Annotated in this window: 15 protein-coding genes and 4 pseudogenes; 10 read left to right on the top strand and 9 right to left on the bottom strand. The window is 55.3% G+C overall.

Annotation, left to right across the window (positions count from 1 at the left end; genetic code table 11):
• Nucleotides 1–93: 93 nt before the first annotated feature.
• Nucleotides 94–861, top strand: coding sequence for an ectoine/hydroxyectoine ABC transporter ATP-binding protein EhuA (ehuA, locus tag FPB55_RS12475; RefSeq protein ID WP_010955133.1), 768 nt, complete (start codon nucleotides 94–96; stop codon nucleotides 859–861).
• A gap of 50 nt (nucleotides 862–911) precedes the next feature.
• Here ehuA and FPB55_RS12480 read toward each other — a convergent pair whose 3' ends face one another.
• Entirely contained in the window at nucleotides 912–1,379 is a 468-nt protein-coding gene (locus tag FPB55_RS12480) for an Lrp/AsnC family transcriptional regulator (RefSeq protein WP_010955132.1), read from the bottom strand.
• A gap of 202 nt (nucleotides 1,380–1,581) precedes the next feature.
• On the opposite strand from FPB55_RS12480, the gene doeB reads away from it, so the two are divergent.
• The 4 genes and pseudogenes from doeB to FPB55_RS12500 form a co-directional block, all read left to right on the top strand.
• Nucleotides 1,582–2,577, top strand: a complete 996-nt coding sequence (gene doeB / locus FPB55_RS12485) for a N(2)-acetyl-L-2,4-diaminobutanoate deacetylase DoeB (protein WP_010955131.1) — start codon at nucleotides 1,582–1,584, stop codon at nucleotides 2,575–2,577.
• A 259-nt stretch (nucleotides 2,578–2,836) separates the two neighbouring features.
• On the top strand, nucleotides 2,837–4,309 hold the full coding sequence (locus FPB55_RS12490) for an NAD-dependent succinate-semialdehyde dehydrogenase (protein WP_010955130.1): 1,473 nt from the start codon (nucleotides 2,837–2,839) through the stop codon (nucleotides 4,307–4,309).
• 21 nt (nucleotides 4,310–4,330) lie between these two features.
• Nucleotides 4,331–5,722: an aspartate aminotransferase family protein gene (locus FPB55_RS12495; RefSeq protein ID WP_010955129.1), complete on the top strand. Its 1,392-nt coding sequence runs from the start codon at nucleotides 4,331–4,333 to the stop codon at nucleotides 5,720–5,722.
• Nucleotides 5,723–5,948: 226 nt separating this feature from the next.
• A pseudogene (locus FPB55_RS12500) lies at nucleotides 5,949–6,450 on the top strand (DUF4113 domain-containing protein); the annotation flags it as partial.
• Between the two features lie 52 nt (nucleotides 6,451–6,502).
• On the opposite strand, the gene FPB55_RS12505 reads toward FPB55_RS12500, so the two are convergent.
• On the bottom strand, nucleotides 6,503–7,189 hold the full coding sequence (locus tag FPB55_RS12505) for a DUF2971 domain-containing protein (protein ID WP_023048447.1): 687 nt from the start codon (nucleotides 7,187–7,189) through the stop codon (nucleotides 6,503–6,505).
• Nucleotides 7,190–7,298: 109 nt separating this feature from the next.
• Nucleotides 7,299–8,125: pseudogene (locus tag FPB55_RS12510) on the bottom strand (IS3 family transposase); the annotation flags it as partial.
• 281 nt (nucleotides 8,126–8,406) lie between these two features.
• Here FPB55_RS12510 and FPB55_RS26285 point away from each other — a divergent pair.
• Together FPB55_RS26285 and FPB55_RS12515 are read left to right on the top strand one after the other, a co-directional pair.
• The gene (locus FPB55_RS26285) at nucleotides 8,407–8,547 is read left to right on the top strand and encodes a hypothetical protein (RefSeq protein ID WP_023048445.1); all 141 of its coding nucleotides are present in this window, start codon (nucleotides 8,407–8,409) and stop codon (nucleotides 8,545–8,547) included.
• A gap of 312 nt (nucleotides 8,548–8,859) precedes the next feature.
• Nucleotides 8,860–9,078: a hypothetical protein gene (locus tag FPB55_RS12515; RefSeq protein ID WP_023048444.1), complete on the top strand. Its 219-nt coding sequence runs from the start codon at nucleotides 8,860–8,862 to the stop codon at nucleotides 9,076–9,078.
• Between the two features lie 567 nt (nucleotides 9,079–9,645).
• Here FPB55_RS12515 and FPB55_RS26610 read toward each other — a convergent pair.
• Nucleotides 9,646–10,033: pseudogene (locus FPB55_RS26610) on the bottom strand (inositol monophosphatase); the annotation flags it as partial.
• Between the two features lie 139 nt (nucleotides 10,034–10,172).
• Here FPB55_RS26610 and FPB55_RS12525 point away from each other — a divergent pair.
• Complete coding sequence (locus tag FPB55_RS12525) at nucleotides 10,173–10,538, top strand: histone-like nucleoid-structuring protein, MvaT/MvaU family (protein WP_029886627.1); 366 nt, start codon at nucleotides 10,173–10,175, stop codon at nucleotides 10,536–10,538.
• 116 nt (nucleotides 10,539–10,654) lie between these two features.
• Here the strand turns inward: FPB55_RS12525 and FPB55_RS12530 are convergent, their stop codons facing one another.
• Complete coding sequence (locus tag FPB55_RS12530) at nucleotides 10,655–11,230, bottom strand: hypothetical protein (protein ID WP_023048442.1); 576 nt, start codon at nucleotides 11,228–11,230, stop codon at nucleotides 10,655–10,657.
• A gap of 397 nt (nucleotides 11,231–11,627) precedes the next feature.
• Between FPB55_RS12530 and FPB55_RS26615 the strand changes: the two genes are divergently transcribed.
• Entirely contained in the window at nucleotides 11,628–11,738 is a 111-nt protein-coding gene (locus FPB55_RS26615; protein ID WP_223625718.1) for a DUF4113 domain-containing protein, read from the top strand.
• A gap of 264 nt (nucleotides 11,739–12,002) precedes the next feature.
• On the opposite strand, the gene FPB55_RS12540 is transcribed toward FPB55_RS26615, so the two are convergent.
• Nucleotides 12,003–12,983 carry an IS5-like element ISPa41 family transposase gene (locus FPB55_RS12540; RefSeq protein WP_003117291.1) on the bottom strand — a complete coding sequence of 327 codons (981 nt, stop codon included), beginning with the start codon at nucleotides 12,981–12,983 and terminating at the stop codon, nucleotides 12,003–12,005.
• A gap of 359 nt (nucleotides 12,984–13,342) precedes the next feature.
• Here FPB55_RS12540 and FPB55_RS12545 point away from each other — a divergent pair, with 359 nt between their 5' ends.
• On the top strand, nucleotides 13,343–14,482 hold the full coding sequence (locus tag FPB55_RS12545) for a glutathione-independent formaldehyde dehydrogenase (RefSeq protein ID WP_016711392.1): 1,140 nt from the start codon (nucleotides 13,343–13,345) through the stop codon (nucleotides 14,480–14,482).
• A gap of 91 nt (nucleotides 14,483–14,573) precedes the next feature.
• Here the strand turns inward: FPB55_RS12545 and FPB55_RS12550 are convergent, their stop codons facing one another.
• The 3 genes and pseudogenes from FPB55_RS12550 to FPB55_RS26905 form a co-directional block, all read right to left on the bottom strand.
• Nucleotides 14,574–14,822 (bottom strand): hypothetical protein, encoded by a 249-nt coding sequence (locus FPB55_RS12550; protein WP_016711391.1) that lies wholly within the window; start codon nucleotides 14,820–14,822, stop codon nucleotides 14,574–14,576.
• Between the two features lie 77 nt (nucleotides 14,823–14,899).
• Nucleotides 14,900–15,364 carry a hemerythrin domain-containing protein gene (locus tag FPB55_RS12555; RefSeq protein ID WP_016711390.1) on the bottom strand — a complete coding sequence of 155 codons (465 nt, stop codon included), beginning with the start codon at nucleotides 15,362–15,364 and terminating at the stop codon, nucleotides 14,900–14,902.
• A gap of 90 nt (nucleotides 15,365–15,454) precedes the next feature.
• Nucleotides 15,455–17,209: pseudogene (locus FPB55_RS26905) on the bottom strand (glycoside hydrolase family 15 protein).
• Between the last annotated feature and the right edge of the window lie 320 nt (nucleotides 17,210–17,529).

Here is a 17,529-nt window from a genome sequence, read left to right on the forward strand (position 1 = left end):
ACCTCTCCAGTTTCCAACATTCAGATAGCTCCAAGCGAAATTTTGACAGGTGTCAGTTCAGGCGCCATTTCGTCCCCGGCCATCGGCAAGCCCATGGTTAGCTTCCGCAGCGTAACTAAGCGATATGGCAACTTCACTGTTTTGGACGGCCTGGAACTGGATGTTTCGGCAGGCGAAAAAGTCGCCATCATTGGCCCCAGCGGATCAGGTAAATCGACGTTGCTCCGAGTGCTGATGACCCTTGAGGGAATCGATGAGGGGAGCATTCTGGTCGAAGGCGAGTCGCTGACTCACATGCAAGGAAGGAATGGAAAGCTGGTTCCAGCCGACGCGAAGCACGTGCGTGCTGTCCGGGGCAAAATAGGAATGGTATTCCAAGGGTTCAACCTCTTTCCCCACCGTACTGCGCTGCAAAATGTCACTGAGGCCCCCGTCCATGTCCTGGGTGTAAAACCAGCCGAAGCCAGGGATCGCGCCGTGCAGTTGCTGGAAATGGTTGGACTGGGTGCCAAGCTCGATCATTACCCTTCGCAACTGTCTGGTGGCCAGCAGCAGCGGGTCGCGATAGCACGGGCCCTAGCCATGAGACCAAAGGTCATGCTTTTCGACGAGGTCACCTCGGCGCTCGACCCGGAACTCTGCGGTGAAGTCCTTAACGTCATCCGTCGACTTGGAAGCGAGCATAAGCTGACCATGCTTATGGTTACTCACCAAATGGGCTTTGCTCGGGAGTTTGCGGATCGCGTTTGCTTCTTCTACAAGGGTCGAATTCATGAACAAGGTGCTCCAGGCCAACTGTTCGAGACCCCCCAGGAAGAGCGTACCCGCAGTTTTCTGAGCGCCGTTAGAGAGGCAAATTAAGGATTTCTGCTAGCTCTTCAGGAGTAGCCCTCCTGATGAGCCAAGAGGTGCTAAGCATCATCAATTGGAAGTGTGAATCCGGCCTTTACCCGATCCATCACGACCATTGTTTTGAAACTCTTGATGTCATTGTTTTCGTAGAAGAACCTTCGGGTGAAGTTCTCGTAGTCCTCCATATCCTTTGAGGTTACGAGGAGTACAAAGTCAGCATCACCCGTGACATAGGATCCGCTCATGACCTCAGGAGTATTTTTAATGGCCTGCTTGAACTTATCGATAATGTCTGAGCGCTCTCGTTCCAAAGTGACCAGCACCAGCATGGTGACATGCCTTCCAACCGCTTTAGGGTTGATGATGGAGATGTCGCTCTCGATGACCCCTTCACTGCGCAGGCGCTTAAGCCTGCGCTGGCAGGCCGTGGAAGATAAACCGACCAAATCACCAAGCTCTTCAGAGGTGAGCCTATTGTTGACTTGCAAGGCACTTAAAATTCGTAAGTCAATCCTATCAAGCTCCATGAGTTTCTCACCCCTACTAATACTTGATGAAAATGTGTCAGTTGCGTTAGCTGAGTGTACATCAGATACGTCAGCCAACAAAGCTAAATGCCAATGCTAGTAGTGCACCACCCCTACGCACTGGTTACACCTGTTGGGTCGAGTCATAGCCGCTGCGCTGAGCCTTAGCCTACTTGAACGACAAACAAATAAGGAATATGCAATGAAACCTAGTCCCATCAAGCCAACTATCGATTTCGACCAACAAGGGGTGTCGCACGGGTTCTTGAAGCTGCCTTACTCACGTGATGACTCTGCGTGGGGTGCGATCATGATTCCTATCACCGTCATGAAAAACGGGATCGGCCCGACTGTGCTCCTCACTGGCGGCAATCATGGAGACGAGTATGAAGGCCCGATTGCACTCACCAAGCTGGCCAATCAACTGGACATCGAAACAGTCAGAGGGCGAATCATTATTTTGCCCTTCATGAACTATCCTGCTTTTAAAAACGCCTCCAGAACCTCTCCGATTGATCGCGGGAATCTGAATCGTACCTTCCCAGGTAAGGCTGACGGGACAGTTACGGAAAAAATTGCTGATTATATCCAGCGACACTTGTTGCCATTGGCGGATTACGTCCTTGATATCCACTCTGGCGGCAAGACTCTGGACTTCATTCCATTTGCCGCTGTTCATATTCTGCCGGACAAGCTGCAACAGCAGAAAGGCGAACGGGCAATGGATGCTTTCGCGGCTCCCTACAGCATGAAAATGCTGGAAATCGATAGCGTGGGCATGTTTGATACGGCTGTCGAAGAAGCCGGTAAAATCTTTGTGACTACCGAGCTTGGTGGTGGGGGTACAGCCAGCTCCACCACTATTAAAATTGCAGAGCGCGGGGTACGAAATTTCCTGGTTCATGCAGGGGCGGTCATGGGTGATCTTGATATTGCACAGGACAGCATCTTCTTGGATATGCCTGACGACAATTGCTTCATTGCAAGCGAGCATGCCGGGCTCATTGAATACTGCTTCAATCTGGGCGATCAGGTCTCCAAAGGCGATGTGATTGCTCGAGTGTACGACGTCACAAGAACAGGTGTGGCACCTACCGAATACAAGGCCCAACGTGACGGCCTTCTTGCCTGCCGTCACTTCCCGGGGCTTGTGCAGTGCGGTGACACAATCGCAGTTCTGGCTGAGAAAATCTCTTAAACATCTGCCCCTTCAACAAGGCTGCCAAGTGCAGCCTTTTTTGTTTTTCTACACCTAATTGGTTTTGTTCCAATCATTTCTTATGCACCTACAGACCTGAAATCGCATCTCTGATAAATGACGCAGGAAAGCTGCGCAACTGTGAAAACATCACAGTATTACTGCGCACACGGGCTGGATTACTCATATTTCCAGCGTCAAGCCAGACATAGAATGATCCTCATCGAACATCAGCTTTATCTCTTCGAGGCATATAAAAATGAAAGATCTTGCGCCCTCCGCCCTCAATAAGCTTCGTCGAAATGACCTGCTTGAAACTCGGGCTTACATTGATGGGCGCTGGGTTACTGGCGAGGGCTCGCTCGACGTCACTGATCCAGCTAATGACCAGGTGATCGCGCAGGTAGCCCATTGCGACGAGTCCTGGGTAGATCTGGCCGTCGAAGCCGCTTCGCGTGCCTTCGATGGTTGGCGGAACACCTTGCCGACACAGCGTGGTGCAGTCCTTCGTAAATGGGCAGCACTGATGCGTGAGAACCAAGAAGATTTGGCGGTCATCATGACCTGCGAGCAAGGTAAGCCGCTCAGCGAATCACGCGGAGAGATCAATTACGGCGCGAACTTTGTCGAGTGGTTTGCGGCAGAAGGTGAGCGTTGCTACGGCGAGACAATTCCAAGTCATCTCCCGAACAGCCAGTTGGTCACTAAGCTGCAGCCGATTGGTGTAACCGTGGCCATCACGCCCTGGAACTTCCCCAGCGCCATGATCACCCGCAAGGCTGCTGCTGCACTGGCGGCTGGATGCCCGATGATCGTCAAGCCGGCGCCTGAAACTCCGCTGTCTGCCCTGGCTCTCGCCCGGTTGGCTGAAGAAGCTGGTATTCCTGGTGGTGTGTTCCAGGTGCTGACCGGGGATGCACCGAAGATGTCGGCTCGTCTCTTGGCCGCCTCCGCAGTCCGTGCGTTCAGTTTCACCGGTTCCACAGAGGTTGGTCGGATTCTGCTGCGTCAGTCTGCGGATACGGTCAAGAAAGTATCCCTTGAACTGGGTGGCCATGCTCCGTTCATTGTCTTCGATGATGCCTCGATTGCTGAGGCTGTCGAAGGCTGCATTGGCGCCAAGTTCGCAACCTCAGGTCAAGATTGCCTGGGCGCGAATCGCATCTATGTGCATCGCAACATCTACGGTCAATTCGTAGAGGAATTCACCAAGGCCACCGAGAAGTTACGCGTTGGCCATGGCCTTGAAGAGGGCGTCGATATCGGCCCAATGACTAGGGTAACGGTTGCCAACAAGTGCCGAGAGCAGATTTCGAATGCTCTCTCGCTGGGTGCAAAACTCACCTGCGGCGGTATCGACAATCACTTGGGTAGCAGCTTCGTCCTTCCGACTGTTCTGGCTGACGTCACGGACAAAATGGACATCGCTTTCGAAGAGACCTTCGGCCCCGTGGCGGCAATCCTGCCCTTCGATTCCGAAGATGAAGTAGTGACCAGGGCCAACAACACCGAGTTCGGCCTCGCTGCCTACGTGTACACCAACGACCTTCGTCGTGCCTGCCGAGTATCTGACCGACTCGAGTACGGCATGGTCGCACTCAACACTCCGAAGTTCACCGGCGCACCAATCCCGTTTGGCGGCTGGAAGCAATCGGGCTTGGGCCGTGAAGGCTCGAAGCACGGTTTGGCTGAGTACATGGAACTGAAATACGTCTGCATCGGCGGTCTGTAAAAATCACAAGAGGATTGAAAAATGGATAAGCAAAAGCAAGATTTGATCTCCCAACAAGATCGCGGTGCAGTGCTCCACCCGTTCACCCAGCTGAAAGACTTTGCCTCTGGCAAGGCAGGTGATCCAACAATCATCGAAACCGCGAAAGGGATCACTATCACTGACGCGACTGGGCGTGAGTACATCGATGGCTTCGCTGGCCTGTACTGCATGAACGTCGGCTATGGCCGTACCGAAGTCGCCGAGGCGATCTCCAAGCAAGCCCACAAGCTGGCGTACTACCACACCTATGCTGCGCACACCACGGAAGAGCTCGCTCGCCTGTCTGACCGCCTGGTGAAGATGGCTCCGGGCAAAATGAGCAAGGTCTTCTACGGCATGTCCGGTTCGGATGCCAACGAGACCCAAGCCAAACTGGTCTGGTACTACAACAACCTGCGCGGTAAGCCGAACAAGAAGAAGATCATTGCTCGTGAGCGCGGCTACCACGGTTGCTCCGTAGTTTCTGGTTCCATGACCGGCATGTCGTTCTACCATGACCACATGGATCTGCCGATTGCAGGCATCCTGCGTACTGGTGCTCCTCACTACTACTGGGGCGCCGAGCCAGGTGAGACTGAGCTGGAATTCTCTGCCCGCCGTGCACGTGAACTCGAAGAGCTCATCCTGCGTGAAGGCCCAGACACCATCGGCGCATTCATTGCTGAGCCTGTGCTCGGAACCGGTGGTATTACCCCTCCGCCAGAAGGCTACTGGGCTGCTGTTCAGCCTGTATTGAAAAAGTACGACATCCTGCTGATCGCTGACGAAGTGATCACCGGCTTTGGCCGTACTGGTGCCATGTTCGGCTGCGACAAGTACGGTATCGAGCCTGATCTGATCACCGTAGCTAAAGGCCTGACTTCTGCCTACGCACCGCTGTCGGCTTCGATTGTTGGTGAGAAGGTGTACAAGGTGATGGAGGAAGGCGCTGATCGCGTTGGTGCCTTCTCCCACGGCTACACCTACTCGGGCCACCCTATCGGTGTCGCGGCAGCAAACGCTGTGCTCGACATCGTCGAGGGTGAGAACATTCCAGCGCACGTCGACAAGGTTGGCCAGTATTTCCAAAAGTCGATGCAGGAGACCTTCTCCTCGCTGCCAATCGTCGGCGAAGTGCGTGGTGTGGGCATGATGGCCGCCATTGAGTTCGTAGCGGATCCGGCCACCAAGAAGCGTTTCGACCCAGCCCTCAAGGTTGGTGCACGGATCTCGAAAGCAGCCCGTGATCGCAACTTGATCGCTCGTGCTATGCCTCACGGTGAAATCCTGGGCTTTGCTCCTCCTCTTGTCACGACCGAACAGGAAGTGGATCGCATCATCAGCATCGCACACGAAGCTGTGCTGAGCGTCCTTGATGAGCTGAAGGTCTGAGCCATCAACGTTGGCAATGATGCCAGCTGAATTACCCCCTTCGTTTTAAGCCCGCCTTTAGGCGGGCTTTTTTTGTAGTGCTATCACAATCAAAGCCAAGACGCTGTCATCAGTTCACAAGGACGTACTTTCGGGTCAGATACTGTCCAAGGCCCGGAAAGTAAAAGCCCGCGCCGGAGACCGGTGCGGGCTTATTCATCTCATCGTGGACTCAAACGAGAGCGCTAGGATGACCGAGCTGGCTCCGATCAAAGAAGCAGTGGCTACCTATACGTCCAGGGCTGCCGAGAAGCTTCGTGCCCAGCAGTCACTCTGCAAGCGGCTACGGGTGAGTATCCGCACGGGCCAGTTCAACCCAAATGAGGCCAAGTATGCCAACGGAATCCTCGTCGACCTGCCATACGCTACGGACGACACGCGTTTGCTGACAAAGGCTGCATAGGAGGGGGTAGAGCTGGTTTACCGGGAGGGCTTCCGCTACAGCAAGGAGAGGTATTGCTGCTCGACCTGAGTCAGCGGAACGAGATCACCGGTGACCTTTTTGCAGTTGCCCAGCCGGTAGCGAGTACAAAACTCATGGGCGTGCTTGATGCGTTGAGTGCTAGGTGGGGTAGGGGACAATGCGGTTGGCGAGCGTACATGTCGATCCCAGCTGGATGCGCCGGGAGATGATGAGCCAGAGCTTTACCACGCGAGTTGATGAGCTCTGGACGGTGTACTGCAAATAGAGCGGGGTATGAGCAAGGCCAAAGCTTCCAGCTCCCCTAGCCCTGAACGACCTTATCGGTTGTCTTCAGTTACGTACGGACGGAAACCGAGTCCAAAGAAGCTATCAAGGAGGAACGCTTCCCGGAATTCGATTCCGGGTGTAAGGCGAAGAATCTCGTAGACATCTCGCTTATCGGCCTCAGGCATACGCGCGCCGAAGATGATGGCGGAGACGGGGGCTGGAGCTTGATAAAGCTTCCCGCCAACATCCATGATTGCTCGCCATTCCTTCTCGTAGCTCCATTGCTTGGCCTTGGTGAACAGGCAGGCCTCCAGAAAAGCCTCCGTGGCGCCGGCATGCAGGTTCTTCACGGACAGTGACGGGTATACATCGGTGTACTTCACCGGTCTGGCCATGGTCGTCAGCGGGGAGGTCTCATCGATTTTGTACTCGATGCAGAAGCCCTTGTGGTTCTCGGCGTAGTGAGACCACATCAGAATTTCATCGGGTGCCTCGCTGAGGCAGAACACACCAATGTTCTGCATGAGCGAGCCGAGTCCGTCGCGAAGCCGCTCATAGGCAAGCTCGTCCTCCTCGCTCGGCACCTTAAGTGAGTCCTCCACCTCAGCATTTTGTGTGGCTTTTTCGACCGCGTGGGCTACGGACTCTGCCAGCTTGCTGCGGTCGAGGTTGATGGCGCAGTCAAACGGATCATTGAAGGAGACCGGGGTGGACAGCCAGACTTTGTTGTCGGCCAAGGACTGCAGTGAATCGCCCCTGGTTTCCTAGACACTCTCCAAGCTCAGGAAATAGCGTTTCTCATACTCTACTGGAGACAGCTGCATAGCACTGCTGTGTCGACGTTTTGGGTTTGCGTCGCCAAACGGCCATCAGCATCGCGTCGATAGCAAGGTCGCTGCACATCCTTGGCTTCATTGACCAACCAATTACTTGGCGTGAGAAGAGATCCAGCACTACCGCCAGATAAAGCCATCCTTCATAGGTGCGGATGTAAGTGATATCGGTCACCCAGACCTTGTTCGGCTCGCTGACCTTGAACTGCCGGGCAAGGTGGTTGGGCGAGGCCACGGTTGGTTTTCCGCCATAAAACCCAGGACGACGGCGATAACCCGTTTGCGAACGCAACCCCTCTGCTTGCATCAAACGACCGACTCGATTTCGCCCGCATGTCTCTCCCAGCTCACGCAGGTCACCATGAATTTTGCGATAGCCGTACACACCTCCGCTTTCGAGCCAAGCATGTTTGATCAAACCAAGCAGACGATGATCTTCTTTTGCTCGGGCAGATTGAGGCTCCGCCAACCAAGCGTAGTAGCCGCTGGGATGCACCTTGAGGGTTTGGCAAAGACGCCGCACCGGGTAATCCGTCGAGTGCTTCTTGATGAAGGCGTACTTCAGCCGCACTCCTTGGCAAAGTACGCGGCGGCCTTCTTTAAGATGTCTCGCTCTTCCGTCACGCGCTTGAGTTCAGCGCGCAGCTTGCGCAGTTCAGCCTGCTGATCATTGTCTTGCTGACGCTGCTCTTGGGGCTTGCTGTAGACCTTGATCCAGGCGTAAAGGCTGTGCACGGACATGCCCAGGCGCTGGGCGACCTCAGCGACAGGCTTGCCTTTCTCGGTCACTTGCTTGACCGCTTCGATCTTGAATTCTTCAGGGTAACGCTGACGACTCATGGCACCTCCTATTTGGGCCTCATTATGAGGCTTGGAGGTGTCTACGAAACCAGGGGCGATTCAAGCCTGATTTCCACGCCGCGCTCAGCACGGCGTGCTGTGGATGACCGTCATCAGAAGGACAAGTCTGGCCGCAACGGTCGCAAACTACGCTGACCGCAACGGCTGCGAGGGTCGACTCTTTGATCATCATTGGCTCTCCCCTAAGTCTGAGGCTTGTTGCACTGCTCGGGTGCGTCCATGAACAGGTGGGGTTTCCCGTACCTAGTGATGATGAATGAGTGCCCTTTGACTACGAGCGCGGCGATGCCAGCAAGCTGAAAAACACCTTCTTCGTCAGGGAGGAACTCATCGGCAAGCTCACCACCTTTCCGGGTAGAAAAGAGGTGCTGATCTCATGGCTATTTCTCTCCTGGGGGTAACAAGAAATGAAGACCATGACGCTGGAGTGGTCAAGGAAGCGAGAGGAAAATTCTAAGAAATATCAATTTAAATCAGTATGTTAAGAGCATGCCCTTAAAATGGGAGTGCCCAATTTTAAGGGCGATTTCTTAGAGAGCAATCGCCCAGGTCGAACTCCTGAAGCTGATATGCTGACATGGATGCGAGGCAAGCAGAGCGCGCAGGCGCGAGGATGAAAGCCCGAAGGGCCGAGACGCCGAAAGGTGGCTCGGTTCACGCCAGCCGGCCCGCGAGGGCGCGCCCGGGCAAGACAAATTCTGATGGAGGCACTTATGAGTCGAGACGCGAAGGACACCGTGTACTGCAGCATACAAATGCCCATGGCCCAAGGCCGAGAGCTCTTGGAACTAATTGCAAAGCTCCGCGCTTCCGCTGCTCACCCATCTCTCGAGTCGGTCTTGAAGGAAGCCGAGGGCGAGCTGGAGATGTCCATCGAATTCGTCGAGCGGATGCTTGCCGATGAAGGCGGGCTCGGTCGCAAGCCTCACTAAGAAATGAAGCCATGGCCAGTGATGATTCGCTCCACTTCCTTGAAAACCGCCGTCGGAGAGCATTATGGATATTGGCTCACCTAGACCCTGGTGATCCAAGAGCACTATGCGTTTTGAGGGTGTTGGATGAGATAGATCAGCAGGAGCGACCTTCACTCGGGTCACTGCGAATTCTCAGCGTTGAAGAGATCTCCAATCAGGTGACTGCTGAGCCCCATCCGATTGGGACATCCATCGTGCGGGACGACGCTATACCGGAGCCGTGGCGTGAGCGCTTCTTGTGTGCAAGCTACGGTTCAACCCGTGTAGCTGAGGGCGGCTATCTGCACGACTGGCTGAAGTTCCTTTCAAAGTGGCAACAGGAAATGACCCACCTTGAGCGTCACAGAGCGGCTCGGGATCGAAAGGGCTAGCGCACTTTGCGTAGATTTACGCACTTCATGAGCAAGCGGAGCGCGCAGCCAGGATGGCGGAGGTGTGAGGATGGAAGCCCACCGGGCCGAGCCCTGTTGGGCTCGATTTACGACAGCCGTCCCCGGTAGGGGCACGCTCAATTATCGTTGCTGGTCATTGATCAGCATCCTTCGCGAACACCCTTTCCCAATCTCGCCTCACAAGGTCAGCACAAGCACGTGGAGCTCCACCAAAACACCGGTTAGATACCCGATGCATTTCTGCCTCGGTTTGAAACCTGATGGGTGCGCCTTGCTCATTAACAAGAACTCCGTTGGCGCCGATAATAAGGGCATGGCCGGCTACGATGTCGTGGGCGGAAACAGGGTATAGCGAAACACCGCACACCCCATTCCCAGCTGCTACCCGAGCTAACCTGTACGCGATTGACGGCATGGGATACCCCCCCCGGCGAGCAGAGCTCTCGATTAATGCTGGACTTACGGAATGCTGCAGTGCTTACCATCACAAGGCTGCCTTCAGCGAGATCTTTACGGGAGAGATCGACTCGAATCGGTGGGCGGCATTCGTTGCCATGGATGAGCTTCTCGGCGGGCAAGCGCTATGTGGAGGCAAACAAAATAGCCATTGATAGTTTAGTATGTCAGTCTGTTTCCTACTAATCGCATCAAGGATTACCTATGTCTCGCCTAGCTGAGTTCCGTCAACTCGAGCAACAACTCGCCGCCCAACTAGCTGAGCTCGAAGCGCTCAAGGGCAGCTCTGAGCTGCAGAAAGAAATCGAGTTTGAGACCAAACTGCGTGACCTGCTCGCCGAATACGGCTTCAATCTGCGTCACGTCATCAACGTGCTGGATCCGCAGGCGAGCCGACGTGCTGCTCCGGCCATTACTGAAAAGGCTCCGCGCCGCGCCCGCCAAGTAAAGCAGTACAAGAACCCGCATAACGGGGAGATCATTGAAACCAAAGGCGGCAATCATAAGCTGCTGAAAGAATGGAAAGCCGAGTACGGTAGCGACACTGTCGAGACCTGGTCGTCTCGCTAATTCCTTGATAACCGACTTCAGTGCAATGCTCATAGTTGCAGAGGTTGGATTGAAGCTGGATACGTAAAGGCCCCGGTGACCTAAGCCTTCCGGGGCCCTATCTACAGCCGAGCTACTCAGTGGTTTTGGAGGTACTCTGCGAGGGAATCCATGTCCTCCTCTTCTTCCTCGTCATAGACAGACTCACCGTTATGTTCCGGGCATTCCCCACGGTGATTAATGTCGGCTGCGCGGTAGATGTAGTCTTCCCCACAGAACCTGCAGAATGCGTAGTCTTCTTCATACCTGGACGCGCAGTCCTGGCAGACCCAACCATCAGGTTCCCGTTCCTCGTAACCAAGGGGGGTGATGTCAATCGATTTTTCGTTGCAGCACTCGCATGCCGGCGCCAAGCCCGCATAGATGACTCGGCCAACACGTTCGAGGTCGAGACGCTGCAGTGGATTTGGCTTCATGCGGGGGACGCATTCGACAAGCTTCTGGATACCCGTTTCGTTGTAGTTGAGCAGGTCAACGTCGGTCGAGTCGAAGAACGAATCGCTTTTGAGGGCGATCTTGCTGTTGTAGCCGAGGTAATGAGAAACCGCAGCATGGGCATGGGCTGGCCGAATGTCTTCTCCACGAGCACGGTAATACTCACGTAAAAACTCGACTGCAGCGTCAATTACATCAGGGTTTTTTTTGTCAGACATGGCGTAGCTTCCTAAGTCAGGCAGCCGACAGATTGCTCGATGGAGCATGACGAGTATTTAAGCGTGCTGTCAGCCTGAATAGGGAAGTGCCATATTAGGTGGCGTAGCTGCACAACGTGTAAAAATACCGTTTTAGCTTACTCGCAAGCAGGTGAGGTACAGACTTAGTTTAGACCTAGGCACTTCGTCTGGTCAAGCTACAGCGCTGCGTCTCGCGTCGACGGGTATCGGCCAGGCACGAACCTGCTGGCAATGCTTCGAGCCAGTAAGGCGCGAGTGTTGTTGCTCGACCTGAACCATCCGAACGAAATAACGGGTGACCTGTTCGTAGCCTCGCCGCGAGCAAAAAGCTCATGGGCGTAATTGATGCGGTGAATGGATGATGGGTAGGGTGACGATGCGTCTGGCGAGCGTCCCGGTCGACTCGTCATGGGATATGCGCCGGGAAATGATGAGCCAAAGCCTCACTACACGGGTAGATGAGCTATGGATGATGTTCTGTAATTGATCACGCGATTGCTCGATTGATGCAGCGCGAAGCGAACACAGAAAAAAGCGGCTAATGAACTCCAGAGCCGCTGTACTGCTGAGCAGTAAACTGGGCAAGCCCAGCAAGAGAGGGGGTGGAATTGCCGCCCCACCCCTAGGGATGCTCCGATCAACTTGTCGTGCAGCCGCGGCAAGTTGCAATTTTCCAGGCACCTACAGCGTCATTGGACGAAAAGTGACCGAAAAATCATGTACGGAGAGCTTTTTCGACCGGTTCTCCGTGTTAAACGCGAACCTCACCCATACCCATGAGCTGTTTTCGAACCCTCCACAGGTTTGCCAGGGCGAACAGCGTGGTCAACTGAGCAGTGTTTTTCATCAGCCCACGAAAACGTATTTTCACGTAACCAAACTGCCGCTTGATCACGCGAAACGGATGCTCGACCTTGGCCCGTGTCTGAGCCTTGCAGAACTCGATCTTGCGCTTGGCTTTGTACAGTACGCTGCGCTGGTTCAGCTTGGAATAGGTGCTGCGACGCGCTGCAATCTGCCAGATCACCCCCCGATTTTCATGCTCTTCGCGCCTTTCGACACCGGTGTAACCGGCATCTGCATACACGGCGTTTTCTTCGCCATGCAGCAGTTCAGCCACCTGCGTGACATCGGCCACATTGGCAGCGGTGCCATGGACGTGATGCACCAGGCCGGACTCGACATCGGCACCGATGTGCGCCTTCATCCCGAAGAAATACTGACCGCCTTTCTTGGTCTGGTGCATCTCGGGATCACGCTTGCCTTCTTTATTTTTGGTCGAGCTGGGGGCATGAATAATGGTGGCATCGACGATGGTGCCTTGGCGCAGCGACAGGCCTTTTTCCTGCAGATAACCATTGATGACCGCAAGGATTGCCGGTGCGAGCTGATGCTTCTCCAGCAAGTGCCGGAAGTTCATGATCGTGGTGTCTTCGGGGATTGGCGCGCTCAGCGTCAGGCGTGCGAACTGGCGCATGGGCGTGATTTCGTAGAGCGCTTCCTCCATGGCCGGGTCGCTCAGGGAGAACCAGTTCTGCAACAGATGGATGCGCAGCATGGTTTCCAGAGGATAGGGTTTTCTACCGCCGCCGGCCTTGGGGTAGAACGGTTCGATCAGCTCCAGCAGGCCTGCCCAGGGCACCACTTGATCCATTTCGGCGAGGAAGCGCTCTCGGCGGGTTTGCTTGCGCTTGCCGGCGTACTCAAAGTCGGAAAAGCTCATCTGGCTCATGGGCGGCTCGGATCAGGTGTTGCGGGGATTCTCGCATAACTGAAGACTTGTTCGGAGATTCCCTAGGCCTCATCGAGACCTTGAGCAATATAACGTATGAGATCTAGCGCGGACATTTACTATCAGCAATGCTATAGATGATGGTGGCTCCATCGATGTCAAATCCAGTGTGCAATCTGGCACTGTATTCAGAGTCTCGCTTCCAACCTCATAGCTCACGCGATCCCTGTTCCGGTGGGAGCGACAGCATTTAGCGCCACCGGTCTGCCTCTACAATCAACACGATGAACGTACTGACGTTGGATTCACCTGAACAGAGTAGGGCGCTTTTCCGTCGCCCCTGACTTTGGGAGTTCAACATGAAAGCCATCGTGTACAACGGCCCACGTGACGTCGCGGTCAAGGATGTTTCTGACGCAAAAATCGAGAAGCCCACCGACGTACTGGTGCGTATCACCACGACCAACATCTGCGGTTCTGACCTGCACATGTACGAAGGCCGCACGTCTTTCGAGACAGGTCGAGTTTTTGGCCATGAAAACCTCGGCGAAGTGATTGAGGTGGGCGCCGGAGTCGACCGGGTCAAAATTGGTGATCGCGTCTGCCTGCCATTCAACATCGGCTGCGGGTTCTGTGAGAACTGCGAAAAAGGGCTCACGGGATTCTGCCTGACAGCCAATCCCGGTTCTGCCGGCGCCGCTTACGGCTTTGCTGAGATGGGGCCCTACCAAGGCGGTCAGGCGGAACTGCTCCGCGTTCCGTATGCGGATTTCAACTGCCTGGTGCTGCCTGAGGACGCCCAGGAACGAGAAGATGACTACGTCATGCTCTCGGATATTTTCCCTACTGGTTGGCATGCAACTGAGCTGGCCGGACTGCTTCCTGGTGAGAGCATTGCGATTTACGGCGCAGGGCCTGTTGGCCTGATGGCGGCGCATTCGGCAATCATCAAAGGCGCGTCCCAGGTTTTCGTCATCGACAACCAGCCGGATCGCCTACAGCTTGCCGCGCAGCTTGGGGCAACTCCCATCAACGCAGTCGAGCAAAGAGCAGTGGAAGAGATCATGAACCTTACCCACGGCAAAGGCACCGACCGGGGCTGTGAGTGCGTCGGTTACCAGTGCTGCGACAAGCATGGCCATGAAGCGAACTACCTCACCATGAACAACTTGGTCGCTTCAACCAAGGCCACTGGCGGCATCGGCGTGGTTGGGGTGTTTGTGCCAGAAGATCCTGGAGCGAAAAACGAACTGGCGAAGGAGGGCAAGATGGCCTTCGACTTCGGTGCGTTCTGGTTCAAGGGCCAACAGATCCGGACAGGTCAGGCGAATGTAAAGGCCTACAATCGCCGCCTGGCAGAGCTTATCCATCATGGGCGCGCCAAGCCCTCGCATATCATTTCCCATCGTTTGAAATTGGCCGAAGGCCCAGATGCCTACAAGCACTTCGATGCGCGGGATGATGGCTGGACGAAAGTGGTGCTCAAGCCTGCTGCGTGATCCGCTCTCACTGCTTCCAGGGACGGAAGCTTGGTGAGAAGGGCAACCTGCATGTTTTAAAGCAACCCTTCACCGGCTTGTCAGGGCGTTATCACCCGGCAATTTCCAGTTGCGTGTTCTTCCGCCACCCTCGCAGATTCATCGCGCAGAGGCAGAACTGTAAGATGATCAGAGCCCAGGCTTGTGCTTGCCAGCCCCACACAGCCCACAGCACGTTGCTTGCGATGAAACAGCAGAATCCAATCTTTCTTCTACCCGGACGGCGCGAACCGATGCACCAGGCTGCCAGCACGGTCATCACCATGGCAGGCCATTCAAGTAACCCAATCCAATATTCCATGAAACCTTCCAAATGATGATGGGTATCTGAAGCTAATCACCTGCCAGCTTCCAGAGAGCTGGCAGGTGATGGCTCCACTAAGCGGCTCGGCGCTCGCCCTTGAGCATCTTTTTCTGCATTTCCATGGTTTGCCCAAGCTCCTCGAGGATATCCTTGCTGAGCAGCTTCTTCGCGGTGGGGAAGAGCTCGCCTTCTTCTTCCTCGATGTGATGCTCCAACAGCTCTTTCATGACCTTGACTCTCCCGGCGAATTCGACGGTGCCGGTTTCGGTATGCAGCAGGTCGGGTAGGACGAGGGAGTCAACAGTCCGGTGTTCTTCCTTGGCCTCGTAGTACATTTTCGCTTCTTCCTTGCCACCCGCTTCCTTGATGGCCGGATATAGAATTTCTTCTTCGAGCGCGGTGTGAATCTGCAGCTCCTGCTCGATCCTGTGGAGTAGATCGGCCCGTTTTTTCACTGCTCGCTCGGTGGTGGTCGACAGCTCTTCGAGCAGCTTCTTTACCAACTTGTGGTCTTGAATCAGTAAGTCGATAGCGTTCATGGCGTTACCTCATCACGGATTGGATGTAAGAACTTGCCTCTGGTTGAGTAGCCGCTAAGCGAGACGGTTCAACGCAGATGATGGCTGGCGTCATCGTTCAGGATGGCAACCTCCAATAGCCATTGCGGCTTTGAGGGCTGCCAGGTGAGTCAAGCCCTGAGGAAGGTTGCCCAGATACTGTCCAGTCTGCGGATCGATCATCTCCGAGTAGATGCCTACCCCGTGTGATAGCCCTTGCAAAGCATCTGCATAGGCGGCTACGGCATGTTCTTGCTGGCCGAGGATTGCCGAGGCTTCGATCAACCAGAATGTGCAGGCCAGGAAGCAACCTTCCTCTTCCTGTGCATCGGTGTAGCGATAATGGAAAGCGCCCGCCCCCAGATCATGGTCAATGGCTTGCAGTGTGCTGCGCATACGTTGTTTGCTGGGGTAACCGAACCTGACCGCCAGTGCCAGTGAGGCGTCCAGCCGGTCGCTGTCTGGATAGAACAGGTAGGCTTGGCGCTCCTCGCTCCAGCAGTGCGCCTCGATCCATGCCTGGATGCGCTGGCGCTCGCGATCCCAGCGTTCCCGGCAGGTGGTGGGAAGGTGGCCGCCATCTGCCAGTTCGATGGCCCGGCTCAAGGCTTGCCAGCAACTGATCTTGGACATCGTGTAGTGCTGCTTTTCCGGCAACTCCCAGATACCGGCGTCCTGCTGACGTCAACAGTCGGCGCACTGGTCGGCAAGGCCTGAGAGGAGCATGGCGCTCGGGGAATCAAGAATGTTGCCGCTGTCGATGAAGCAACGGGCGGTTTCGAAAATGTCGCCGAACACGCCATGCTGCAGCTGGTCGCGCGCGTCGTTGCCAACGACTGGAGGCGAGTTTTTGTAACCAGGGAGATCAACCTGGCGCACGCAATCACCAATGGCCCCGTCCAAGGTATAAAACACCCGTGGCCCATGTTCACTCAGGCGGCGCAGCAACCAGGTGAAGGCAGCCTTGGCTTCCGGCTGTGCGCCGATGCCCAGAAACGCTTCGATGGTGTAGCTGGCGTCGCGTATCCAGGCGAAGCGGTAATCGTAGTTTTTGCTGCCACCAATCCGCTCGGGAAGGGATGAGGTCGCTGCCGCCATGATCGAGCCACTTGGAGAGGACAACAGAAGCTTGAGGGCCAGCGCATTACGGACTACATGGTTTTGGTACGGGCCGTCGTAGACCAGCCCCTTCGACCATTGGCACCACTCACTGTGCGAGCCGTCGATGCGTTCATCGATCAAGGCCAATGGGGGCACCACCAGGGGCTCATCTCGTCCTGCGATGATTGCGACCACTGAGCGTTGTCCTGCTGCAAGGCTAAGGACAGCACGCACGCCCATGTCATCCTTGCGTTCGATGTGCACCTGATGGTCGTGCAGGAACATGCCGAGTATTCGGCCCGCATGAAAAACGCAGGCATTGTCATTCGGCGCCACGTAGGGGCTTACCGTGTCGGCTTGGGTTCCGAAGTCGATGGCTAACTCGAAATCGACCGTACCCTCGACACATTCGAGGCGCCTGGCAAGTTCGGCCCAAGGTAAACGCCCAGCGGGGCCACTGTTCAAGGACTCGGTCAGCCGCGCACGACCCTCGTGGGTGATGAAGAGTGTCTCGAGGACGTTGCTGCCTGGCAGGTAGCGCCGCTCAGCAACGAACGGCTCGTTGGGGGTAATGGAAAAGTAGCCTCCTGTTTGCGGAGCCAGCAGCTTGTCGAACAGGGGAGGTGAATCCATGTGCGGCACACACCACCAGTCGATGGAACCGTCCAGACCAATCAGTGCCACGGAACGCCCATCCCCGAGTGCACCATACTGCTCCAGGGGCAACCAGCCACCCTCATCTCGCTCAGGTGCACCCTGTTGAGCTTCTACCGGTTCTCTTTCCATCGGTGTGCCTTCGAGATCATGTGTTCTGATTCCGACATGGCTATCTGGCGTCTGGTTCGTCTTATGTGAGCGTTGCGCAAATAGAGGGAATTTAGGATTGGCATGAATATCTCATGTAAAGCGGGACACAAGGGAGCTTTGTGCCCTCGCATTACCCTGCAAGGAACAAGAACAAAAGGGGGCTTACATGAGTTGTCTGATTTGCGCTGGGCAAGCTGAGTCCGTCGAATGCACCGGTGGATGGGAAGAGCGACGCTGTT

Origin of the sequence: Pseudomonas sp. BJP69 (assembly GCF_007633355.1) — a bacterium.
GTDB lineage: Bacteria > Pseudomonadota > Gammaproteobacteria > Pseudomonadales > Pseudomonadaceae > Aquipseudomonas > Aquipseudomonas juntendi.